A 23429-nucleotide genomic window follows, 5' to 3' on the forward strand; every position below is an offset into this window, starting at 1 on the left:
CCATTCCCCACCTCGGTTCACCTCGTCACCTCCCTCAGCAACGCGACTTCTGGTTCCAGCAGTTCACGCAGGGTGCCGAGCCCTCTCGACACCTGAGCCTTGACCGTACCGACCGAGCAGCCCTGCACCCCGGCCACCTCGGCGTAGCTCATGCCGACCACATGGCGCAGGACCACCGCCACTCTGGCCCGCTCGGGTAATCGAGCGAGCGCCGCGACCAGCACGGCCCGGTCGGCGGCCGTGTCCGCCCGCTCCTGCGGCCCCGGACCCGCGGCCGGCCAGCTCTCGCAGGAATCCTCCACGCGGGTGCCGGCGACGGGCCTGCGGACGCAGGTGCGCACATGGTTGCGCCACACGTTCGCGGCGATCGTCATCAGCCACGCACGGGGACGCAGCGCACGGCGCCGGTCCGCGGAGTACCCCTGTAGCGCCGTGTAGGCGCGCAGGAATGCCTCCTGGCCCAGGTCGTCCGCTTCCTCGGCGTTTCCCGTCACCCGGAGCAGGAAGGCATGGACCGTCGAGGCGTGGACCCGGACCAGTTCCGTGAAACCGTCGTCCAGATCCGTCGCCAGGCGTTCGCAGAGTGGCTCGGCTGTCGTGTCCATCACTCACCAAAACACCGACCGGCGCCCGATGGTTGCACGGGCTGCGCGAAGCCGCCGTGCGATGGCCCGGACCGGGCGACGGTACGCAACCGCCCCGGTGCCCGGTTCAGCGAGTCGTTCCCTCTGCCCCTCTGAAGGCGCGGGCGCCCACCTCGTAGGGAGCCGTAGAGAGCCGTAGGGAGCCCCCTACGGTTCTGGCCGACGGGCGCACAGGAGGAGGGCGAGGGGTTCGGTTCCGGGGGTGGCTTTCCAAGGGCCGATGGGGGTGAAGGTGATGTCGGTGAAGCCGCCGGTGTGGAGGGCCGTGTGGTACGCCCCGCGGCTCCAGTGGCGTACCGCGAGGTGGATCGGCGGGGTGGCGTGGATGCTCAGGGTGCAACTGTCGCCGTCGTGGACGGGCTCGGGCCGGTCGATGGAGAAGACGTCGCGGACCGCACCGGAGGGCAGATCGGCGTTGCCCACCACGGTGACCAGGTGTCCACCGGGTCTGAGGTGGGCGAAGAGGCGCTCGCACATGCGGCACAGGGCGCGTCCCGTGTCGGCGTAGTGCAGGACGCTGACCGCCGTGGCGAGGTCGAAGGCGCGTCCGGCCACCAGGTCGACGAGGTCGGCCGCCTCGTACGTGATGCCGAGCGGTTCGCGTTCCTCCGCGGCGCGGGCGACGGCCACCATGGCCGGACTCGCGTCCACTCCGACCACTTCGGCCGCCCCGCTCCGGCGCAGCAGCCGGGTGTAGGCCCCCGATCCGCATCCGGCGTCCAGCACCGCGGCCCCTGCCAGACCACCGACGGCTCCCAACACGGCCGGAATCTCGGCACTGTTGCGGTACGGCCGGATCGTCCGGTCGACCTCGGCCATCCGACCGGCGACATCGTCATACTGTGCGGTCAACGTTGCGTACCTTCCGTGCGTGGCGCTCCCGTTGCGCGGTACGCGGTCGGACGACGGGTGACCCCGGGCGTGGTGCCGGTCCGCACGGTGGGTGCGCCGCACCTGTCTCGCCTGTCGCTCCGGCCACGACCGCGGGTGCGAAGCGGTTCTCGTCCCCCACGGCCGTCTGTGGATCTCGGCCGGTTCATCCCCCTTGTCACGGTACGGTTCCGGCGAATATCTCGCATACGTTCGTCCGCACGCCCCGGGAGACCGGTCGCGGCACCCGCCGCGGGGGCCGGGCGGTGAGCGTTCCGCCCGGACGTCGAGGTGCGTTCACCTGCCCGCCCGCTTGATCGCTTACCTGTAACGGGTCCCGTCCCACGCGCGGAGGCCGCTCTTCCGGCTTCCGCGCGGTATCCGGAAGGAAAGACCCGTGGAACGCAGATCCCTGCTCAGTGCGACGGCCGGAGCCCTGGCCCTCGGTGGCCTCGCCCAGGCGCCCGCCGCGGCGGCGCCGGTCGCCGGTGGCGGCGGTGGCCGACCGGTCACCTCGTTCAACGTCATCAGCGACATCCAGGGCGACCTCGACGACTTCTCCCAGGCGCTCCGGGACATCCGGGACGTCAACCCGCACTCCTCGGGGCTGGCCGTCGCCGGGGACATCACCCCGCGCGGCTACGACTTCGAGTACGCCGAGGTGCGGAAGGCGCTGGACCGGGGCCCGAAGCCGCGGCAGCTCGCCTGGGCCATCGGCAACCACGAGTTCTACGTCCCCAAGTGGGCCGACCCGGACACCCTCGCCCAGGACAGCTGGCCCAACGGCACCACGGAGGACTCCCTCTTCCGCAGCTTCTACCGCTTCGCCGGGCGCTCCCGGATCTTCGCGGAGACGACGTTCGGCGGCATCCCGGTCCTGACGCTGGGCACCGAGCGGTACATGAAGTACCACGACAGCTCGCTGTGGGACGAGGTGTGGATCAGTGAGGCGCAGTTCCGGTGGCTGGAGGAGCGTCTGCGGTACTGGGCGCGGCGCCGCAGGCCGGTCATGGTGATCAGCCACCACCCGCTGCCCAACACCGTCTCCGGCACCCGCAACAAGCTCTACATGAGCGACTACCTCCAGCCGGACCGGCTGCTCGGTCTCCTCGGGCGCCACCGCGATGTGTTCCTCTTCAGCGGCCACACCCACTGGGACCTGACGCTCTCCGACTGGTACGTGCGCCGCGTCGTCCCCGGCACCGCCAACCTCGACGGCTTCTCGGTCGTCAACACCGGTGCGGTGCAGACCGGTTTCGCCGACAACGGGCAGGGCGGCGAGGTCACCGTCCCCGGCCGCTTCAACCAGGGGCTTCAGGTGGACGTGTACCGCGACCGTGTCGTCCTCAAGGCGCGTGACTTCGCGACCGGCACCTGGCTGAAGCAGCTCTCCGTCCCGCTCGCCACCCGGATCTGACCCGTGCCCTTACCCGCGGAAGCCCTGCCGCCCGACGGACGGCAGGGCTCACGTGGAGTGGTGAACGGACGTCAGATCCCGCTCTGCGCCGACGTCGACGTGGCCAGTCCGATGAACCCCGTCCACGCCCGGCGCGAGACGGTGACGACCGGCCCGGCCACGGCTTTGGAGTCCCGGATGAGCACCGATTCGGTACCGGCCGCGACCTCTACGCACTGGCCGCCTTCGGTTCCGCTGTAGCTGCTTTTGAGCCAGGCGACCTCTACGCAGTCTCCACCTTCGGCCCCGCTGTAGCTGCTCTTGAACCAGGCGAGGTCGGCTGCGGTGGTGGAGGACTCGATGTTGTTCATGGCGACTCCAGCAACCTTTCGATGAACTCCAGTGACTCCCGCGTGGGGAGAGCCTGCGAGCGGATAATCCCATAGCGTGCGGCAGTCAGGGCTGCCTGCTGCGGGTCGGTCTCAAGGGTGGCAGAGCCTTGTGCTTCGGCGTACACGAACTTCTTGCCGTCTCCGGTGCGCGTGACGACCGTGAACGGTCCGTCCACGCCCGCGCTTTCCTCCCGGTCGAGTGGCATGACCTGGAGCGCTACGTTCTTCTTCTGGCCGATCAGGAGCAGGTGTTCCAACTGCCTCCGCAGCACGTCTGTTCCGCCGTAGGGGCGTCGCAGGATCGACTCGTCGAGCACGAAGCTCAGCAACGGGGCGGGCCAGCGATCGAAGATGGTCTGCCGCGCCAGTCGTGCCGCCACACGCTGTTCGATGGTCTCCTGATCCAGGACGGGGCGTCGCATCCCCAGCAGTGCCCGCATGTACTCCTCGGTCTGGAGCAGCCCCTTGAAGACGAGGGTGTCGTAGGCGAGCAGTTCAACGGCTTCCTTCTCCAACTGGGCCATCCCCTGGAAGAACACCGGGTACTGCGCCCGTTCCACCTGTTCCTTCCACACCTTCAACAGGCCGTCCGCCCGGAGGATGCTGTCCGCCTGGTCGATCGTTCCCGGTGACGGGATCCGGCGTCCCTGCTCGAACGAGGCGACCGTGGACGCCGAGTAGCCGATCTTCCGCCCGAACTCCTCGCGTTCCATTCCGGCCCGTAGCCGTAGCGTCTTCATGCTCTGGCCGAACGCGAGGACCACGCCCTGCGCGGACTTGTCCGCGGCGCGGGCGCCGCCGCCGTCGTCCTCCCAGCCGCCCCCGAGCGCCACCGCCGCCTCGCCGTCCGCCGGAGCGGATCCGCATTCCGTCTGCGCGTGTTCCGTCATCACACCTCTGCCTCCCCGAACCGCCGGTCACCTGCCCAACGTTGAGCCGCCTTTGGGGTGACGCCGTACGCCTCGTACGGGTTCCGGGGCCGCGCGTACAACCGGGGGGCGTCCGAGCGTCGCCACTGGTCACGTCGGGGCGCCGAGCGGAACGTGGACGGCATGACGAGCAACCGCGGCCACGCCGTCCGCGCCGACCAACCAGCCCTGTCCGTACCGCAGTTGAATGCCGAGCGGGTCCCGGATCCGGGTGTCTTCGTGATGCGGTTCACCGCCACCGCCCGTGGTGCCCGCCTCGCGCGGCGGCTGGTCGCGGTCCGGCTGGACGAGTGGGGCGTGCCGTACGGCACGGATCCGCACGACGCGATCGTGCTGATCGCGGGGGAGCTGAGCGCGAACGCGGTACGGCACGGCCGGGTGCCCGGTCGGGACTTCGTGCTGCGGCTGGGGCTCGTGGCGGGTGCGCCGGGCCGGGCGACGGTCCGCGTCGAGGTCGGTGACACCCGTACCGAACGGGTGCCGCCGCGCCCGGACGCCGTCCGCGAGCCGGGGGACGCGGAGAGCGGCCGGGGGTTGCTGCTCGTCTCGCGGCTGGCCGCCCGCTGGGGCTGGCAGCCGCGCGTGGGCGGTCCGGGCAAGACGGTGTGGGCGGAGTACGTGCTCGTCCGGCCGTTCTGCCCGTGAGCGGGCGCAGGGCGTGCCCCGGGGTCGTGTCGCACGTCACCCGCAGCATCTGTGAAACAGATCCCTCTCAACAAAAACATCTGTTGGACAGGTAGTTGGGTGCGTCCAAGGATGTCTCCTGCAGCAGCGCAGTCCATCCGACACCGGGATGGAGCACCGCGTGAGTGGAGGCACACATGCCGAGTGAAGAGACCGAAGTCGTCGTCGTCGGGGCGGGCCAGGCGGGCGTGGCGATGAGTGAGCATCTGGGGGCGCAGGGCATTCCGCACCTGGTGCTGGAGCGGGAGCGGATCGCCGAGCGGTGGCGGTCCGAGCGGTGGGACTCCCTGGTCGCCAACGGGCCCGCGTGGCACGACCGCTTCCCGGGGCTGGAGTTCCCGGACGTCGCCCCGGACGGCTTCGCGTCGAAGGAGCAGGTCGCGGAGTACCTCGCCGCGTACGCCGAGAAGATCGACGCGCCGGTCCGGTGCGGGGTCGAGGTGACCTCGGTGCGGAAGCGGGCCGACCGGCCGGGCTTCCGGGTGGAGACGTCGGAGGGGGCCATCGACGCGCGGTTCGTCGTGGCCGCGACCGGGCCGTTCCAGCGGCCGGTGATCCCGCCGATCGTGCCCGACGGCGCCGTCCCCGTGCAGATCCACTCCAGTGGGTACCGGAATCCGGAGCAGCTGCCGGAGGGCGGGGTGCTCGTGGTCGGGGCCGGTTCCTCGGGGGTGCAGATCGCCGATGAGCTGCGCCGGTCCGGGCGCCGGGTCCTCCTCTCCGTCGGGCCGCACGACCGGCCGCCCCGCTCGTACCGGGGCCGGGACTTCTGCTGGTGGCTGGGGGTGCTCGGGATCTGGGACGCGCAGACGCCGCCGCAGGGGGCGGAGCACGTCACCATCGCGGTCAGCGGCGCCCGCGGTGGGCACACCGTGGACTTCCGGGAACTGGCCGGTACCGGTGTGGAACTCGTCGGCCTCACCGCGTCCTACAACGAGGGGGTGCTCCGCTTCGCGCCGGACCTCGCGGCGAACATCGCCGTCGGCGACACCAAGTACCTGGAGTTCCTCCGCGCCGCCGACGCGTACATCGAACGGAACGGGCTCGACCTCCCCGAGGAGCCGGAGGCCCATGTCCTCGGCGCCGACCCGGAGTGCGTGACCAGCCCCCGGCTGGAGCTGGACCTGGCCGCGGCGGGCGTCACCTCGATCGTGTGGGCGACGGGCTTCGCCACCGACTACAGCTGGCTCGACGTGGACGCGTTCGACGAGAAGGGCCGCCCGGACCAGCGGCGGGGCATCTCGTCCGAACCCGGCGTCTACTTCCTGGGCCTGCCCTGGCTCTCCCGCCGCGGATCGAGCTTCATCTGGGGCGTCTGGCACGACGCGCGCTACGTCGCCGACCACATCGCGATCCAGCGGGGCTACTTCGCCTACGAACCCACCGACCGGACCGGCGCCGCGACGGCGACCGGACAGCACTGAGGAGCAGACGATGACCTCCACGACCTCGACCGGCGGGGGCCGCCGGGTGAACGCCCCGATCGTGACCGGCGGGCACACCCGGATCCGTCCGTTCAACACCCGCGACACCTATCCCGAGCAGAACCTCGACAATGACCTCTGCCAGGCGGTCGTCGCCGGAGACACGGTGTATGTACGGGGGCAGATCGGCCAGGACCTCGACACGAGCGAGTCGGTGGGCATCGGCGACGCCGAGGCACAGGCCGAGCAGGCCATGGCCAACATCAAGATGCTGCTCGAAGAGGCCGGTGCCCGTATGGAGCACCTGGTCAAGCTGACGATCTACCTCGTCGACCCGCGCTACCGCGAGGCCGTCTACCGCACCGTCGGCCGCTGGACCAAGGGCGTGCACCCCATCTCCACCGGGCTGGTCGTCTCCGCCCTCGCCCGCCCGGAGTGGCTGTGCGAGATCGACGCGATCGCCGTGCTCCCGAAGGAGGCGCAGGCATGACGTTCTCCCTGGTGGTCCGGGACGGCGAGCGGTTCGGCATCGCGGCCAGCTCGTCCAGCCCGGCCGTCGCCGCCCGCGTCGTCCATCTGCGGCCCGGCGTCGGCGCCGCGACCTCGCAGAACATCACCGACCCCACCCTCGGCACCGATCTGCTCGACGCGCTCGCCGAGCACGGTGACGCCGAGCGCGCGCTCGCCGAGGTGACCGGCGCGGCACGCAGCGAGAAGACCATCGCCTACCGGCAGTTGACCGTCCTGGGCCGCTCCGGACCCGGGTACGCCTTCAGCGGTCCGCAGACCCTGGGCACCCACGCCACGGCCACCGCGGACGGCGCGGTCGCGGCCGGGAACATGCTCTCCGGTACCCACATCCCCGGCGTGCTCGTCGACGCGTACGCCGCCGCCACCGGGGAGCTGGAGGAGCGGCTGCTCGCCGCCATGCGGGCCGCGGTCGCCGCGGGCGGCGAGGCGGGGCCGGTGCACTCGGCCGGGCTGGCGGTCGTCGCGGACGTCGGCTGGCGCGTCACCGACCTGCGGGTCGACTGGGCCGACGACCCCATGGACCGGCTCGGTGACCTCCTCGACGTGTGGCTCCCGCAGCGCGACGACTACGTCACCCGCGGCCTCGACCCCGCCACCTCCCCCTCGTACGGCGTCCCGGGCGATCGGCGATGAGTGCGTTGAAGGAGGCGGCCCGGCGGGCGGTCGAGCGGCGGGCGGAGGAGCTGATCGGGCTCTCCGAGCGGCTGCACGCCGACCCGGAGACCGCCTGGGAGGAGCACCGGGCCGCGGCCACCGTGCCGGAACTGCTCGACCGGGTGGGCTTCGACGTCACCTCGTCGTACCTGGGCCTGGAGACCGCGTTCCACGCGACGTTCGGCAGCGGGCCGGTCCGGGTCGCGCTGTGCGCCGAGTACGACGCGCTGCCCGGCCTCGGCCATGCGTGCGGGCACAACCTCATCGCGGCGAGTTCGGTGGGGGCCGCGCTCGGACTGGCCGCCGTCGCCGACGACGCGGGCCTCACCGTCGAGGTCTACGGCACCCCGGCCGAGGAGGGCGGCGGCGGCAAGATCGAGATGCTGGACCGCGGCGCCTTCACCGGGGTGGACCTCGCGATGATGGTGCACCCGGCGCCGGTCGACGTCGCCGAGGCCCGGCCGTTCGCCGTCAGCCACTCCAAGGTCGCGTACACCGGGAAGTCCGCGCACGCCGCGGCCTACCCGGAGGCCGGGGTGAACGCGGCCGACGCCTTCACCGTGGCGCAGGTCGCGATCGGCCTGCTCCGCCAGCAACTCCCCGCCTCCGCCCGGGTGCACGGCGTGGTGACGCACGCCGGGGACGCCCCGAACGCCATCCCGGAGCGGGCCAGCGGCCGGTGGTACGTCCGGGCCGAGACGCTCGCCGAACTCGCCGAACTGGAGCCGCGCGTCATGCGCGCCTTCGAGGCCGGAGCGCTGGCGACCGGCTGCGAGCTGACCGTCGAGCCGGAGAGCAAGCCGTACGCGGAGTTCCGCGCGGACGAGAGGGCGCTCGCCCACTACCGCGCCAACGCCGTCGCCCTGGGGCGGGAGTTCGCACCGCCCGGTCAGGCCGCGCGGATGAACCGCGCCTCCACCGACATGGGCAACGTCTCGCAGGTGGTCCCGGCCATCCACCCCTACATCGGCATCGGCTCGCTGCCCGCCACCAACCACCAGCACGAGTTCGCCGCGTACTGCGTGGGGCCGACCGCGCAGCGCGCCCTGCTCGACGGGGCGCTCGCACTGGCCTGGACCGGCGTGGACCGGGCCGCCTCCGACGGGGGAGCGGCGGGGTGACGGGGTGGCCGCCGGGACCGACGGCGCTCCCGGCGGCCGCCCCGTCACCGCCACCCCGACGCCGCCCACCGGAACCCACCGACCGCACGATCCGGAGGACACCGATGTCCCTGACCGCAGGTTCCCCGAGCACCGCCCCGCCGGAGCGCGGCTACCGCACGGAGCACGACATGCTCGGCGACGTCGAGGTGCCCGCGGACGCCTACTACGGCGCGCACACCGTCCGCGCGGTGGCCAACTTCCCGCTCACCGGGGAGACCCTCGCCACCCGGCCGCGGCTGATCGGCGCGCTGGCGGCCGTGAAGTGCGCCGCGGCCCGCGCCAACGCCGAGGTCGGCGCGTTGGACGAGGTCCGCGCCACGGCCGTCGCGGACGCCTGCGCCGAGATCCGCGGCGGCGCGCTCCACGACCAGTTCGTGGTCGACCTCCTCCAGGGCGGCGCGGGCACCTCGACCCATATGAACGCCAACGAGGTGATCGCCAACCGCGCCCTGGAACTGCTCGGACACCCCCGCGGCCGGTACACGGAGCTGCACCCCCTCGACCACGTCAACCTCGGCCAGAGCACCAACGACGTCTACCCGACCGCCGTGAAGCTCGCCCTCGACCCGCAGATCGCCGACCTGCTCACGGCGCTGGCCGCGCTGCGCGGCGCCTTCGCGGCGAAGGCCGACGAGTTCGCCGAGGTGCTGAAGATGGGCCGCACCCAGCTCCAGGACGCGGTGCCGATGACGCTGGGCCAGGAGTTCGGGGCGTTCGCCGCCACCCTCGCCGAGGACGAACAGCGGCTCGCCGAGGTCCGGCCGCTGCTGCACGAACTCAACCTCGGCGGCACCGCGATCGGCACCGGACTCAACGCCCGGCCCGGCTACCGGGAGCGCGCAGTGGCACACCTGCGCCGCCTGACCGGCATCCCGACGCTGGTCTCCGCCCCCGACCTCATCGAGGCCACCCAGGACACCGGGGTCTTCGTCCAGCTCTCCGGCGTGCTCAAGCGCATCGCCGTGAAGCTCTCCAAGATCTGCAACGATCTGCGGCTGCTCTCCTCGGGGCCGCAGACCGGGCTCGGAGAGATCCGCCTCCCGCCGCGGCAGGCCGGTTCGTCGATCATGCCCGGCAAGGTCAACCCGGTGATCCCGGAGGCGGTCAACCAGATCGCCTTCGAGGTCATCGGCGCCGACGTCACCGTCACCCTCGCCGCCGAGGGCGGTCAGCTCCAGCTCAACGCCTTCGAACCGGTCATCTACCGGAGCCTGAGCGCCGGACTCGGCCACCTCGCCGCGGGCATCGGCGTCCTCACCGAGCACTGTGTGCGGGGCATCACCGCCGACCGGGAACGGCTCGCCGCCTCCGTCGCCGCCTCCACCGGACTGGTCACCGCGCTCGGCCCGGCCCTCGGCTACGAGACCGCCTGCGCCCTCGCGCTGGAGGCGCACCACAGCGGCAGGCCCGCCCTCGACCTCATCCGCGAGCGGGGACTGCTGACCGCCGCGGAGCTCCACGAGCTGACCGGCCCCGCCGCCCTCACCGGCCTTCCGGCGGCGCACTGAGCACACCGCGCCGCCGGCCCCGCACCGCTCCGGCCCCTTTCCCCCGTCCCACAAGGAGGCGCACATGCGCACCCGTAACAGCGGCACCGTAGAGAACGAAGCCGTGGTGCCCACCGACGTGGCCGACCTGCGCAGGAGCGTCGCCGCGGGAGCCATCGGCGTCTTCGTGCACTGGTTCGACTGGGCCGCCTACGCCTATCTCGCCGGTACCGTCGCGACCGTGTTCTTCCCGGCGGAGGACAGCACCACCGGGCTGCTCGCCGTGTTCGGGGTGTTCGCCGTGTCGTTCGGCATCCGGCCGGTCGGCGCCCTGGTGTTCGGGCCGCTCGGCGACCGGATCGGCCGCAAGCGCACCCTGTCGTTGGTCATCTTCCTGATGTCCGGTGCCACCCTCTGTATCGGGCTGCTGCCCGGCTACGCCTCGATCGGGATCGCCGCGCCGCTGCTCCTGGTGGGGCTGCGGCTGGTCCAGGGGTTCGCGGCGGGCGGCGAGTTCGGCAGCGCGGCCAGCTTCCTCGCCGAGAGCGCGCCGCGCGGGCGCCGCGGCTTCGGGGTGAGCTGGCTGGAGGTCGGCTCGCTGCTCGGCTTCCTCGCCGGGTCGTTCGTCTTCCTGCTGCTGTCCACCGGGCTCGACGCCGACCAGCTGACCGCCTGGGGCTGGCGGGTCCCCTTCCTCGTCTCCGCGCCGCTGGGCGTCATCGGCTACTTCATCCGCAACAAGATCGAGGACACCCCGGAGTACCGGACGCTGGAGGCCAGCGGCACCGTCCCGCGCAGCCCCGCCCGCGAACTCCTCCGCCACCACAAGCGGGAACTGCTCCAGGCGGCGGGGCTGATGGCGGCGATGCATGTGCCGTTCTACGCGGTGTTGACCTACCTCGTCACCTACGAGACCGACCACCTCGGGCACCCGGCCGACAGCGCCGCCCTGCTGGCCACCGCGATCTCGCTGCTCGGCCTGGTGCTGGTGCCGCTCTTCGGGCTGCTCTCCGACCGGGTGGGCCGCAAGCCGGTGTTCGTCGGGGCCACCGCCGCCCTGCTGGTCCTCGCCACCCCGGCGTTCTGGCTGATGCGCACCGGACTCGTCGGGACCTGGATCGCCGGTCTGGGACTCGGCGTGATCCTGGCCGCGATCCTCGGGACGTACGCGGTCTGGTCGGCGGAGGTCTTCCCCACCCGCACCCGGCAGAGCGGGCTGTCCGTCGCCTACAACATCACCGCGGCGCTCTTCGCCGGGACGGTGCCGTACCTGATGACCGTGCTCATCTCGGCGACCGGCAGCACCCTGGTGCCCGGCCCGTACCTGATGGTCTTCGCGGTCGGCGGTCTCGTCGCCGCCCTGTCCCTGCGGGAGACCGCCGGATCCGCCCTGCTGCACCCCGGGGACGTGGCCGAGGCGGCGCCCGTCGCGAGCCGTGCGCCCGCCGCGCAATAAGGTCGGCACCGACCGGATCACCAGGAGCCGAGGGCCGCAGATGATGTCACCAGTGGGTTTCACGCTCGTTCAGCTCCGCTACTTCCTGGTGGCCGCCGAGCGCGGGTCGATGACGGAGGCGTCGGCGGAGCTGCACATCGCGCAGTCCGCCGTCTCCACCGCCGTCCACAACCTCGAACGGGACCTGCGGGTGCAGCTGTTCATCCGCCGCCGGGGCCGCAGCCTGACGCTCACCCCGGCGGGGGAGCGGCTCCGGCAGCAGGCGCGGGAGTTGCTGGGCCGCGCCCACGAGGTCGAACGGGAGGCCCAGGGCAGCGGCGAATCGCTGTCCGGACCGGTGACCGTCGGCTGCTTCGTGACGCTGGCCCCCTACTATCTGCCGCCGCTGTTCAGCGAGTGCACCCGGCGCCATCCGGGCATCGAGATCGATGTCGTGGAGGCGGAGACGGACCAACTCGTCCAGGCGCTGACGGCGGGCCGGATCGACTTCGCCCTCACCTACGACCTCGGGCTGTCGGCCGAACCCGACCTGCACTGCGAGACGATCGCCCACGCCCCGGCGTACGTCATCGTCCCCGCCGACCACCCGCTGGCCGACCGGGACGGCGTGGAGCTGGCCGAACTCTCCGCGGAGCCGCTGGTCCTCCTCGACCTGCCGCACAGCCGCGACTACTTCCGCTCGCTGGTGGCCGCCACCGGCGGCGCCCCCGACGTCCGCTACCGCACCCGGAGCTACGAGACCGTGCGCTCCCTGGTGGCCCGCGGACTCGGCTACTCCGTGCTCAACCAGCGCCCGGCGACCCGCCAGACCTACGGCGGCGGGGAGATCGCCGCGCTCCCGCTCCGCGACGCCGGACCGCCGCTCGCCGTCCAGATCGCCTCCGTGGGCGGCGTGACCCAGTCCGCCCGCGCCCGGGCGGCCATGGACGTCCTGCGGGACACCGCGCCCCGGCCCGCCGGGACCTGAACGGGCGCGCTCAGAGGTCGGCGCGCCCCGTCACCGCCCGGGCGTGGGCGAGGATCAACTCCTGGGCCCGGTCGGGGTGGAGCGCGGCGTTGCGGCTGACGATGTGCAGCCCGTAACCGTCCTCCAGGGCCACCAGTCCGTGCGCCAGATCCTGCGCGGACGCCGCGAGCGTGAAGCCGCCGCTCGCCGCGCCCACCTCCAGCGCGGTGGTGTAGAGCGCGACCTCCCGGGCGAAGAGTGAGGCCATCAGCTCGGCGTGGCCGGGGCTGCGCCCGGCGCGCCGGTGCAGCTCGTAGAGGAGTCCGTGGGCCGGATCGTCGGTCATGGTCGGCAGCCCGCTGTGCAGCAGGGCCCGGAGGCGGGCGGCGGGATCGTCGGCCGGTGCCTCCTCGTAGGCCCGCTGACGGGAGGCCAGATAGCCCTCCACGGCGCCCCGGTGCACCTCCAGGACGAGGTCGTTCAGCTCCGGGTAGTAGTACAGGACCGAGCCCTGGGAGACGCCCGCGGCATCCGCGATGTCCTTGATGCGCAGGGCTTCGAGCCCGCGCTCCGCGATGGCCCGCCCCGCGGCGGAGACGAGGGCCTGCCTACGTGCCGTCTGGTTGCGTGGTCTACCGGCTTTCCTCATACCGCTCATTCTCTGACCCCCGTCTCAGGTTGTGCAAGAAGTTCCCGTCCGGAGCATTGACGGCCGGTTCATCCATTGTTTGAATTCCGACTCAAAGAAACCGGTGCGGACGCTCCCTTCCGAGCCCTTCCCCCTGCCGCACCCCACCGTCTCGAACGGCATCTCCGTCCCGGTCGGGGCCACCCCGGCCCACCGCTTCGCCCACGTCCCACGACGCAATCGAAGGCCACACCATGCAGACGTACGCCGACTGGCGGCAGCGCGCCGCCGCATTCACCCCCCGCACCCGCCTGTTCATCGACGGGACCTGGTCCGACCCCACCGACGACCGGTGGCTGCCGACCGTCAACCCCGCCACCGGCAAGGTCACCACCCACGTGGCGGCCGCCACCGCCGCCGACGTCGACCGGGCCGTGGCCGCCGCCCGCGCCTCCTTCGAGGACGGCCGCTGGTCGCGCACCGCCCCCGCCGAGCGCAAGCGGGTGCTCCTCGCCCTCGCCCGCCTCATCGAGGAGCACGCCGCGGACCTGGCACTCTGCGACACCCTCGACATGGGCAAGCCGATCGCCGAGTCCTACGGCACCGACGTCCCCGGCGCGGCCGGAGTCTTCGCCTGGTACGCCGAGGCCGTCGACAAGCTCTACGACGAGATCGCCCCGGCCCCGCCCGGCAACCTCGCGCTCGTACGCCGCGCCCCGCTGGGCGTCGTGGGCGCCGTGGTGCCCTGGAACTTCCCGCTCGACATCGCCGGTTGGAAGCTGGCACCCGCACTGGCCGCGGGCAACAGCGTGGTGCTGAAACCGGCCGAACAGTCCCCGCTCTCCGCCCTCCTCCTCGCCGAACTCGCCGCGGAGGCCGGACTGCCCGACGGTGTGCTCAACGTCGTCCCCGGCCCGGGGGAGACGACGGGGCAGGCGCTCGGCCGCCACCCGGACGTGGACACCCTCGTCTTCACCGGCTCCACCGCCGTCGCCAAGCGGTTCCTCGCCTACTCCGCCGAGTCGAACATGAAGCAGGTCTGGCCCGAGGCCGGCGGCAAGAGCCCCGACGTGGTCTTCGCCGACGCCGACCTGGAGACCGCCGCGGAGCGCGCCGCCTGGGGCTTCGTCTACAACGCCGGGCAGGTCTGCTCCGCCACCACCCGGCTGCTGGTCGAGGCGTCCGTCGCCGAGGAGTTCACCGCCCGCGTCGCCGCCCACGCTGCCGCATGGCGGCCGGGCGACCCGCTCGACCCCGCCACCCGCCTCGGCCCGCTCGTCGACGAGGCACAGGCGGAGCGGGTCCTCGCCGCCGTGACGTCATCCGGCGCCACCCTCGCCTGCGGCGGCACCCGGCCCGACCGGGACGGCGCCTACCTCGACCCCACCGTCGCCACCGGCCTCGGCCCCGACGCCCCGCTCGTCCGGGACGAACTCTTCGGCCCCGTCCTGACGGTGCTGCCCTTCGCGGACGAGACCGAGGCGGTCCGCCTCGCCAACGACTCCGCCTACGGGCTCGCCGCCTCCCTGTGGACATCGGACCTCGGCCGCGCCCACCGCGTCGCCGACGCCCTGCGCGCGGGCACCGTCTCCGTCAACACCGTGGACGCGCTCTCCCCGTTCACCCCGTTCGGCGGCTTCAAGCAGTCCGGCCACGGCCGCGACCTCTCCCTGCACTCCTTCGACAAGTACACCGGCCTGAAGACGACCTGGATCTCCCACGGCTGACCGCGCGGGCACCCGACACGCCCCGCCACCGCACCCCACCGCACCGAACAAGGGACACCCACGATGACCATGGACACCGCGGAACTCACCCGCCTCGACCGGGCCCACCTGATCCACCCCTACCTGCCGGGCGACGCCGCCGAGCGCGTCATCATGGCCTCCGGCTCCGGCTGCCGTCTCACCGACACCGAGGGCCGCGGCTACCTCGACGCCACCGGCGGCCTCTGGCTCGCCCAGGTGGGCCACGGCCGCACCGAACTCGCCGACGTCGCCCATGCGCAGATGTCGAAGCTGGAGTACTTCACCAGCTTCTGGGAGTTCTCCAACGAGCGGGCCATCGAACTCGCCGCCCGCCTCGCCGCGCTCGCCCCCGACCCCCTCAACCACGTCTACTTCACCTCCGGCGGCTCGGAGGGCAACGAGGCGGCCATCAAGATGGCCCGCTACCACCACCACCGCCGCGGCGAGAGCAGCCGGACGTGGATCCTCGCCCGCAGCAAGGCGTACCACGGCATCGGCTACGGCGGCGGCTCGGCCACCGGCTTCCCCCTCTACCACGAGGGCTTCGCCCCGATGATGCCGCACGTCTCCCACCTCACCCCGCCGTGGCCGTACCGCACCGACCTCTACGGCGGCGAGGACCCCACCGACTTCCTCATCCGCGAACTGGAGGAGCGCATCGCGGAGATCGGCCCGGAGAACATCGCCGCGATGATCGGCGAACCCATCATGGGCGTCGGCGGCATGCTCGTCCCCCCGGCCGACTACTGGCCCCGCGTGCGCGAGGTCCTCGACCGCCACGGCATCCTGCTCATCTTCGACGAGGTCGTCACCGCCTACGGCCGCATGGGGGAGTGGTTCGCCGCCCAGCACTTCGGCGTCACCCCCGACATCATCGTCACCGCCAAGGGCATCACCTCCGGCTACGTCCCGCTCGGCGCGCTGCTGGTCGGCGACCACGTCGCCGAAACCCTCCTGCGCGACCACGGGTTCCCCATGGGCTACACCTACAACGGCCACCCCGTCGCCACCGCCGTCGCCACCGCCAACCTCGACATCATCGAGAAGGAGGGCATGCTCGCCCGCGCCACGGAGAGGGGCGCCTTCCTCCACGCCGAACTGGAGGCACACCTCGGCGACCTGCCGATCGTCGGCGAGATCCGCTCCGTCGGCATGATGCTCGCCGTCGAACTGGTCCAGGACCGCACCACCCGCACCCCCCTGCCGCTCCACCCCGACCGGATGCCGCACGACGTCATCCGCCGCGAGACCGGCGTGATCGTCCGCGACTCCGCCCACAGCCTGGTCATGTCCCCGCCGCTGGTGATGACCGAGTCCGAGGCCAAGGAAGTGGCCACCGCGCTGCGCGGCGTCCTCGAACGCACCGCGCCCACCGGCGAGATCCGCACCGCCTGACCCCTCCCGGGAGGCCCGGTGCCCCGCCGGGCCTCCCCGACCCGGACGCCACACCCGTCGCCGCGCGCCCGCGTGCCCACTCGCAGCGGCCCTTCCCCCTCATGGGTGTCCCTCCGGTCTTCGTGGGGCCGTGACGCCCGGCACCGCACCCCGCCGCGCCACCGCCCCACCCACGGACACCCGGCCCGAGGGCGAGCCCCCGCCCTCGCGAGGCCCGGCACCGCACGCCACCGCCGCATCCACGAAGACCGAAAGACACCCCCAAGGAACTGCCCGTGTCCTCTCTTCTCCCGTCCACCGCCTCGCGCGCCCCCGACACCACGACGACCGGCCTGCGGCGCAGCCTGAAGCGCCTCGACATCACCGCCATGGCCATCGCCGCGGTCATCTCGTTCGACACCGTCGGCCAGATCGCCACCGGCGGCGGCGAGGCCGTCACCTGGACCGCGGCCCTCGCCCTGCTCTTCCTCGTGCCCTACGCCCTGCTGTTCGCCGAGACCGGCGCCGCGTTCCCGCAGGAGGGCGGCCCGTACGTCTGGGTCCGGCTCGCCCTCGGCCGCTCCGCCGCCGCGCTCACCACCCTCTTCTACTGGGTGACCAACCCGATCTGGCTCGGCGGCTCGCTGGTCTTCCTCGCCGCGCAGACCTGGGACGGCTTCGTCTTCCACCTCGGCTCGGGCACCGTCGCCGACTACACCTTCAAACTGCTCTTCGTGTGGACCGCCATCCTCACCGCCGTCGTCTCGCTCCGCCGCGGCAAGTGGATCACCACCATCGGCGCCGCGATGAAGGTCCTCACCATCGCCCTGTTCACCCTCACCGCCGTGCTCTACGGCCTGGAACACGGCTTCCAGGGCCTCGCCGACACCCACTTCACCCCCTCGACCGCCGGATTCCTCGCCCTGGTGCCGATCCTGCTCTTCGCGTACGTCGGATTCGAGGCGCCCAACGCCGCCGGTGAGGAGATGCACGACCCGCAGCGCGACGTACCCGCCGCCCTCGGCCGCTCCGCGACCGTCGCGGTCTGCTGCTACCTGCTGCCCGTCCTCGCCCTCCTCGCCGTCGTCCCCGCCCGCCAGGTCACCGGCATCGGCGGCTTCATGGAGGGCGCCCGCCTGGTCTTCGGCATCTACGGACCCGCGGCCGGACCGCTGCTGACGCTCACCGCCGTCATGTTCGTCTTCGCCCTGCTCACCCAGGGCAGCGCCTGGATGATCGTCAGCGACCGGATGCAGGCGATGGCCGCCGCCGACGGCGGCTCCTTCAGCCGCTCCCTCGGCGCCTTCCACCCCCGGCTCGGCACGCCCGTCCGCACCAACCTGCTCTCCGGCATCGTGGCCACCGTGTTCATGCTCGCGGCGATGCAACTCGCGGGCGGCGACGCGGGCGCCGTCTTCGCCGTCGTCCTCACCGTGGCGGTCACCACGCTGCTCCTCTCCTACCTGATCATCGTCCCCTCCCTCGTCCTCCTCCGCCTGCGCCGCCCCGACGTCATCCGCCCCTACCGCGTCCCCTTCGGCCACCGCGGCTTCCTGACCTGCGCCGCCCTGGTCTACGCCTGGATCCTCCTCGGCTCCTGGTGCGCCCTCTTCCCCGGCACCCTCGAATCCCTCGCCGGCCTCCCCTACACCTTCGACACCACCTGGGGCGTCTCCCGCACCACCTTCGAAACCTTCACCCTCGGCACGGTCGCCGCACTACTCCTGGTCGGCACGGCGGGCCTGCGGGTGGCGCGGCGGGAGGGGGGTGAGGCGCAAGCCGACAGGTAGGGAGAGACGGGCAGGTGGCGGCGACCGGGGGGCCGCTCCGGGGCCGGGAGCCGCCCCGACGACGGCCGGGCCGGTGGGGCTTTTAAACTCACCGGTACCGGTTGCGGCCCGCCGGGCTTCCCACGCGGACATGCCCCCACCCGCACGAGTCACTCGTGCCCAGGGGGAACCACCTCGTGTCCATGCTCCTGCTGAAGCTGGCGGCCCAAGATCTCCTCGAACTGAACTCCAGAGATCGCATGGTGCCGCATCTCGCCGCTCGATGGCGGTACTTCCGGGAGGGGAACGCCTCGGAGTCCGAACGCTCCGCCTGGGCGGAGAGCCTGGTGAGCCTCGCGAACGATCTGGTGATGTCCGGCCGCGGAAACGTGGAGATGATCGTCGAGTGCGCCGCCACGCTCGACGAGGACGGTCGGCGGGACCCTCGGCTCATCGACGTCGTGCTCATCGGCCGACACCCGCAGGAGCACCGGATCTCCGTCCAACTCGTCGAGCTGAAGCGCTGGTCGAGGGTGACCAGGGTGGAACGGGCCTTCGGGAAGATGACGCAGGTCCGCGTGCCGGGCATCGAGGAGCCGAAAAAGCACCCCGCCCTTCAATTGCGCGAATACTACGACGCATTCACCGGAGCGCGCGGTCCCCTCAACGGAATCGAATTCGAGTGTGGAGGCTTTGCCTATCTCCACAACGCCACTCAGGAATCCGTGCGGGCGCTGACCGATCTGGACGCACCCAACGGAGTCTATTCCCGTGTGTACACGGGAGATCAGCGCGAAGAACTGCTCTCCGACTTCCGACGGAACTTCGCCGCCGAAGGCGGTGCCTCCGGGGCCGAAATCCTGCTTCGGAGCATGGGACTGCGCAACACCCCGCTCCTCGACGCCATGATCCGCTCCCGCGGGGACGACACGGTCTTCACCCTGCGCGGGCGCCAGAAGACGGTTGCCGACCAGATCCTGGAGGCGGCTGCCAAGGTCCTCCCCGACGAACGGCGCCCCGCCCTCGTGCCGGACGACCGACGCGTGGTCTTCCTGGTGAGAGGGGGTGCGGGCACCGGCAAGAGCGCCATCGGGCTCCAGGTCAAGGCGGAGTTGGAAGCGGCGGGCCGGACGGTCAAGTACGCCAGCGGGAGCCGGGCGTTCAACGGTGCGCTCCAAGAACATGTCGGCTACGGCGACCGGGAATTCCGGGAATCCTTCACCTACTTCAGCAGCTTCGTCACCCCACCGGATCCGCCCCTGGACGTGCTGATCTGCGACGAGGCCCACCGCCTGCGGGACCGCTCGACCAACCGCTTCTGGAAACCCGAACAACAGGGCACACAGCCTCAGGTGGACGAACTGCTCGACGCCTCCCGCCTGACCGTGTTCTTCCTGGACGAAGGGCAGTCCGTACGGCCGAACGAGGTGGGCACCACCGATCTGATCAAGGGCGCGGCCGGGCGCTACGGCGCCCAACTCCTCCAGTACGACCTGCAGGAGCAGTTCCGGTGCGGTGGCAGCGAAGGCTACATCCGCTGGGTACGCGCCGCCCTGGGAGTGACGGACGAGGAGCCCGAGCCGTGGACCCCGGACGGGCTGATGCACATCGAGGTGGCGGACACCCCGGAGGAACTGGAACGCGTCATCCGCACCGAAGCCCTGGCCGGCGCATCCGCGCGGATGGTCGCGGGCTACTGCTGGCCGTGGACCAAGCCACTGGGCAAGGAGAAGCGCCTGGAAGCCGACGTCCGTATCGGCGACTGGCACCGGGCGTGGAACGCGGACAGCGAAGCCTTCTGCGAGGACGGTGCGCCGCCCTCGAAGATCTGGTCCGTGCACGAGAAGGGACTCGACCAGATCGGCTGTGTCTACACGGCGCAAGGTCTCGAATGGGACTGGTGCGGCGTGATCATGGGAGAGGACATGGTCCGCCGCGGTGACCGGTGGGTGTTCCGCCGGGGAAAGGAGCGCAAGGACCCGGAGACGGGCGTCAAGCGCGTCGCGGTGCCCGGGTCGTTCGACCCGAAGGTGAAACCCGGCAGCGTTGACGACGCGGAATTCGCCCGGCTCATCCGCCACGCGTACCACGTGCTGATGACGCGGGCCAGCCGTGCGACCGTGCTGTACTCCACGGACGAGGAGACCCGGACCTATCTGAAGGGACTCGTCGGTGAGCTTCAGATCCACGGGCTGCGCCCCACCTGGGAGAACCTTCCGCCGGAAGCACGTGTGCCGCATCTTCCCCGCCCGAAGAGGACAAGGGGAAAGCGGCAGAGGAACCGGAACAAGGGGAAAACGCAGGAGCCGGATCTCCGGCTGTTCTGACACCGATCGGGTCTGACACCGCTCGGGGAAAGCGGAGTGGCGGGCTCTCCGGGCCCGCCACCTGCCCGTCAGAAGAACAGGCGCGCTGCCGCTGTCAGGCCCGTCAGCACCACATTGGCGATGACACCCACGGCGACGTCGACCAGAATCTCGCGAAGCCAGTTACGACGTGCAGGCTTGTACGCAACGGGGTTCATGCGTCACCACTCCTCGGTAGGAACTGGGAAGCAGCAGGGATCTGCCCTTCCGGGCATCCGCACTCACCCACGCACAAGACGCGGGGAAACCACTTACCAGTCATATCCGGGGACCGGTGGTGAACAGCCGCCGACGTACCCTCCGGGAAGGTGCGCAGCGCGAACCACACTAATGCATCACGTGTTGGGGGTGATCGACCCCGTCGGGTGTGCAGCGGCTCCTACGGCCGACGGAGCGCGCCGGGTCCGGCGGGCGCCGACCGTGGGGGGCCGTGGAACGGAGCCGCTACGCCCCTTCGGAGGGTGGGATCAAGGACCGGAGCTTCTCGCGGGTTTCCCGGTCGGTGGAGTAGATGACCGTCCCGATCATTCCCCTGGTCAGCAGAACCTTGTAGGTGTTGCGGATCAGACGGTCGATATCGGTGTCCGGGGTCGCTCTGGTGAACGCGGGATCCTTGGAGGCGGACCGGTCGACCACCCAGTGGTCGGTCCGCCAGACGAGGTCGGGGCCCATGATCACGCCGGACCAGTCGTATTCGAAGCCCTGCGCCGTGTACACACACCCCACCTGCCCGAAGCCCGCAGGATCGGTGGCCCAGAGCGACGCCGGCGGCGCGCCCAGCAGGGAACGGTCCCCGAAGAGGTTCCACGGTCTCGCCCAGTCGCCGATGACGACGTCGGCGGGGAGAGCGGTCATGGCCGGAGTGATCTTCTTCGTCCACCGCCAGCAGTAGCCCGCCGACATCCGCGCGCTGTAGCCCTGATCCCGCCGGGAATTCAGGAAGTCCTCGAGTTCCTGCGGGCTGTCCGCGGTCAGCAACCGGACTTTGCCGTCCGGCTCCCAGTCGATGGCGCTGTCCCCCTCCAGCCCCAGCAGGCTGGTCACCCACCGCAGATACGCGTCGCTGCCGCCACACCGGAACTGGCCGTCCAACTCCACGACTGTGCACTGCAGATCTTGCGCAGCCGCCGCATGGCGGATCTGGTCCACCGTCCCCATCTCGCCCGGACGCACCACTTGGTGTTGATCGAGGAGGAACACGGGAACACGGGCAGCGTCGATCAACTCGGCCACCTGCGGGCGTCCGGTGCGCAGCTCCGCCTTGGTGTAGCGGTTGGCCGAGGTCTTGCGGAGCCGGTGTGCCTCGTCGCAGAGCAGTACGTCGAGATCGTTGGGTTCGGCTTCCATGAAGCTGTTGAAGTAGCGGAAGAGCCGCTGGACTTCGGTTTTCCGGGACCCGGCCACCTTGCGCATGGTCTTGGTGAACGACTGCGAGCCGGTGGCGTGCAGGGCCGGAATTCCCCGCCGGTACAACTCACCGAGCAGGGAGAGGGCGATCACGCTCTTTCCGGATCCAGGGCCGCCTGCCACCACGATCACCTGCTTGTGGTGGGACCGCCGGGCCGCCCCGACCGCCGACATCACGGTCTCGTAGGCCAACCGCTGCTCGTCCAGCAACACGAACTGCTCGCGGCTGCGGACTTCGTCGGCGGCGACATCCAGCAATTGCCGGGAGGGCCGCACTTTGCCCTGCAGCAGGTCATCAGCCACCCTGGCACCGGGCTTGGGCGCCAGCCTTGCGCGCAGGTAGTCGAGAAATGCGCCGCGCTGCTCTCCGGTGAACATCCGGCCCCGGTGGTCCTCCGTGACCTGCCGCAGCCCGGCCACGCCGAATTCGGTGGCGTTGTGCAGAAAAGCCACCCCGGAGATCGATTCCGGGCTCTGTTCCAGGGCGCCGTTGAACGACGCCAGATAGTCACAGTAGCCACGTACCTGTTCGATCGGGTTGAGGACAGGAGCCGGATACGCGTCAATACGGCATTGCAGGGGGTCGCTTTCCTCCGGGTATGCCTCGCTCCACTGCTTGAGCTCCACGACCACGTAGGAAGGGCCACCGGTGCCCGGGTGCACACCGGCCAGTATCACGTCCGCGCGCTTGCTGGTCAGGGGAAGGCCGTACTCGAGCAACATCTCCACTTCGCCGAGACCGGCTTCGAGCAGTGAATTGACGAGTACGGGGATGCTGCGGTTCCAGGAGCGGATCTCCGAGGACCGGGGGCGGTGACCGTGCCGGTGGACGAAGTTCTCGGCCAGGAGTTCCGCCAGCCGTCCTTCGACGTGGGTGCGGCGGGCCAGTGACGCCACGGACTCACGGAACAACAAGAGTTTGCCCCCAGGCAGCACGAAGTGGCTCGTGCGGGTGGGGGCATGTCCTTCTGTTCCGCGGGTGCGGAGCGGAAGCCCGTCGGGCCGCTGAGATGGTCGCGCCAATTCTAGGACAGGGCGGGGTGGGCGCCAGGAGCGGGTTGTGAGGCGGCTCGTGCGGCGTCGGCCGGGCTCGACCGTCCATTTCCACCGCGGGCCGTAGGGGCGGTTTATGCGTTACCGGGCGTCAGGTGTCGGAAATCCCATTCCCGGGATTCCGAGGTGATGACTCGGGGAGGAGATGGTGACGGCGGTCCTCGGAATGGAGATTCCCCCCTCGCAATGCCCTGGAAGGCCGGGCTCCCGCCGATTTCTCCGTGAGGGCAGTGGCCTTCCTGTGGCTGTGGGGGAGCCCGGTCGCCCGAGGGTGAGTGGACGGGGCGCCTCGCCCCCTCCCCCGGACACCCCCACCCCAATGCCCCCTTTCACCCGCTACGTCATGATTTCATCCCGTCATGAAAGGCGATGAAGTGAGGAATGGTGACCGGGTGTACGGGGACGGTCCGCGGGGGTTTGTCTCGCGGCGGCGGTTGTTGGCCGCGGTGGCGGCGGCGCCGGTGGTTGTCGGGGCGGGGGCCGGGGGTGCCGCCGCGCGGGGTGGTGG

20 protein-coding genes are annotated in these 23429 nt (G+C 71.2%); 13 read left to right on the top strand and 7 right to left on the bottom strand.

Annotated elements, in window-relative coordinates; genetic code table 11:
- Positions 1-17 precede the first annotated feature (17 nt).
- Positions 18-605: an RNA polymerase sigma factor gene (locus IF23_RS0119320; RefSeq protein ID WP_030285321.1), complete on the bottom strand. Its 588-nt coding sequence runs from the start codon at positions 603-605 to the stop codon at positions 18-20.
- Between the two features lie 186 nt (positions 606-791).
- Positions 792-1496: a class I SAM-dependent methyltransferase gene (locus IF23_RS0119325; RefSeq protein WP_051739708.1), complete on the bottom strand. Its 705-nt coding sequence runs from the start codon at positions 1494-1496 to the stop codon at positions 792-794.
- 415 nt (positions 1497-1911) lie between these two features.
- Between IF23_RS0119325 and IF23_RS0119330 the strand changes: the two genes are divergently transcribed.
- Positions 1912-2931, top strand: a complete 1020-nt coding sequence (locus IF23_RS0119330; RefSeq protein WP_030285325.1) for a metallophosphoesterase family protein — start codon at positions 1912-1914, stop codon at positions 2929-2931.
- Between the two features lie 71 nt (positions 2932-3002).
- Here IF23_RS0119330 and IF23_RS0119335 read toward each other — a convergent pair whose 3' ends face one another.
- Complete coding sequence (locus tag IF23_RS0119335) at positions 3003-3281, bottom strand: DUF397 domain-containing protein (RefSeq protein ID WP_030285327.1); 279 nt, start codon at positions 3279-3281, stop codon at positions 3003-3005.
- The gene (locus IF23_RS0119340) at positions 3278-4192 is read right to left on the bottom strand and encodes a helix-turn-helix domain-containing protein (RefSeq protein WP_030285329.1); all 915 of its coding nucleotides are present in this window, start codon (positions 4190-4192) and stop codon (positions 3278-3280) included. The genes IF23_RS0119335 and IF23_RS0119340 overlap by 4 nt, the downstream gene beginning before the upstream one ends.
- A gap of 162 nt (positions 4193-4354) precedes the next feature.
- Between IF23_RS0119340 and IF23_RS0119345 the strand changes: the two genes are divergently transcribed.
- The 8 genes from IF23_RS0119345 to IF23_RS0119380 all read left to right on the top strand — a co-directional run bounded on the left by IF23_RS0119345 (position 4355) and on the right by IF23_RS0119380 (position 12597).
- A complete protein-coding gene (locus IF23_RS0119345) occupies positions 4355-4876 on the top strand; it encodes an ATP-binding protein (RefSeq protein ID WP_078654089.1) in 522 nt (173 codons plus the stop codon).
- 176 nt (positions 4877-5052) lie between these two features.
- Entirely contained in the window at positions 5053-6339 is a 1287-nt protein-coding gene (locus IF23_RS0119350) for a flavin-containing monooxygenase (RefSeq protein ID WP_037678731.1), read from the top strand.
- A gap of 10 nt (positions 6340-6349) precedes the next feature.
- Positions 6350-6829: a RidA family protein gene (locus IF23_RS0119355; RefSeq protein WP_211266175.1), complete on the top strand. Its 480-nt coding sequence runs from the start codon at positions 6350-6352 to the stop codon at positions 6827-6829.
- Positions 6826-7503, top strand: a complete 678-nt coding sequence (locus IF23_RS0119360; RefSeq protein WP_030285336.1) for a DUF1028 domain-containing protein — start codon at positions 6826-6828, stop codon at positions 7501-7503. The genes IF23_RS0119355 and IF23_RS0119360 overlap by 4 nt, the downstream gene beginning before the upstream one ends.
- Positions 7500-8645 (top strand): M20 family metallopeptidase, encoded by a 1146-nt coding sequence (locus tag IF23_RS0119365; RefSeq protein WP_030285337.1) that lies wholly within the window; start codon positions 7500-7502, stop codon positions 8643-8645. The genes IF23_RS0119360 and IF23_RS0119365 overlap by 4 nt, the downstream gene beginning before the upstream one ends.
- 104 nt (positions 8646-8749) lie before the next feature.
- On the top strand, positions 8750-10195 hold the full coding sequence (locus IF23_RS0119370; protein ID WP_051739709.1) for an aspartate ammonia-lyase: 1446 nt from the start codon (positions 8750-8752) through the stop codon (positions 10193-10195).
- Positions 10196-10259: 64 nt separating this feature from the next.
- Positions 10260-11630 carry an MFS transporter gene (locus IF23_RS0119375; protein ID WP_030285341.1) on the top strand — a complete coding sequence of 457 codons (1371 nt, stop codon included), beginning with the start codon at positions 10260-10262 and terminating at the stop codon, positions 11628-11630.
- A gap of 52 nt (positions 11631-11682) precedes the next feature.
- Positions 11683-12597, top strand: a complete 915-nt coding sequence (locus IF23_RS0119380; RefSeq protein WP_051739710.1) for a LysR family transcriptional regulator — start codon at positions 11683-11685, stop codon at positions 12595-12597.
- A 10-nt stretch (positions 12598-12607) separates the two neighbouring features.
- Here IF23_RS0119380 and IF23_RS0119385 read toward each other — a convergent pair whose 3' ends face one another.
- Positions 12608-13225 carry a TetR/AcrR family transcriptional regulator gene (locus tag IF23_RS0119385; RefSeq protein WP_030285344.1) on the bottom strand — a complete coding sequence of 206 codons (618 nt, stop codon included), beginning with the start codon at positions 13223-13225 and terminating at the stop codon, positions 12608-12610.
- 233 nt (positions 13226-13458) lie between these two features.
- On the opposite strand from IF23_RS0119385, the gene IF23_RS0119390 reads away from it, so the two are divergent.
- The 4 genes from IF23_RS0119390 (at position 13459) to IF23_RS0119405 (ending at position 20422) form a co-directional block, all read left to right on the top strand.
- A complete protein-coding gene (locus IF23_RS0119390; RefSeq protein ID WP_030285346.1) occupies positions 13459-14931 on the top strand; it encodes an aldehyde dehydrogenase family protein in 1473 nt (490 codons plus the stop codon).
- Positions 14932-14994: 63 nt separating this feature from the next.
- Positions 14995-16347: an aminotransferase family protein gene (locus IF23_RS0119395; RefSeq protein WP_030285348.1), complete on the top strand. Its 1353-nt coding sequence runs from the start codon at positions 14995-14997 to the stop codon at positions 16345-16347.
- A gap of 275 nt (positions 16348-16622) precedes the next feature.
- Positions 16623-18116, top strand: a complete 1494-nt coding sequence (locus tag IF23_RS0119400) for an APC family permease (protein ID WP_051739711.1) — start codon at positions 16623-16625, stop codon at positions 18114-18116.
- A 182-nt stretch (positions 18117-18298) separates the two neighbouring features.
- The gene (locus IF23_RS0119405) at positions 18299-20422 is read left to right on the top strand and encodes a DUF2075 domain-containing protein (RefSeq protein WP_030285352.1); all 2124 of its coding nucleotides are present in this window, start codon (positions 18299-18301) and stop codon (positions 20420-20422) included.
- 68 nt (positions 20423-20490) lie between these two features.
- Here IF23_RS0119405 and IF23_RS35045 read toward each other — a convergent pair whose 3' ends face one another.
- Together IF23_RS35045 and IF23_RS0119415 are read right to left on the bottom strand one after the other, a co-directional pair.
- The gene (locus IF23_RS35045) at positions 20491-20619 is read right to left on the bottom strand and encodes a DUF6408 family protein (RefSeq protein WP_245655029.1); all 129 of its coding nucleotides are present in this window, start codon (positions 20617-20619) and stop codon (positions 20491-20493) included.
- A gap of 286 nt (positions 20620-20905) precedes the next feature.
- On the bottom strand, positions 20906-22783 hold the full coding sequence (locus IF23_RS0119415; protein WP_030285354.1) for a DUF2075 domain-containing protein: 1878 nt from the start codon (positions 22781-22783) through the stop codon (positions 20906-20908).
- Positions 22784-23429 lie beyond the last annotated feature (646 nt).

Source organism: Streptomyces catenulae (assembly GCF_000718015.1).
In the GTDB taxonomy this organism is placed as follows: Bacteria; Actinomycetota; Actinomycetes; order Streptomycetales; family Streptomycetaceae; genus Streptomyces; species Streptomyces catenulae.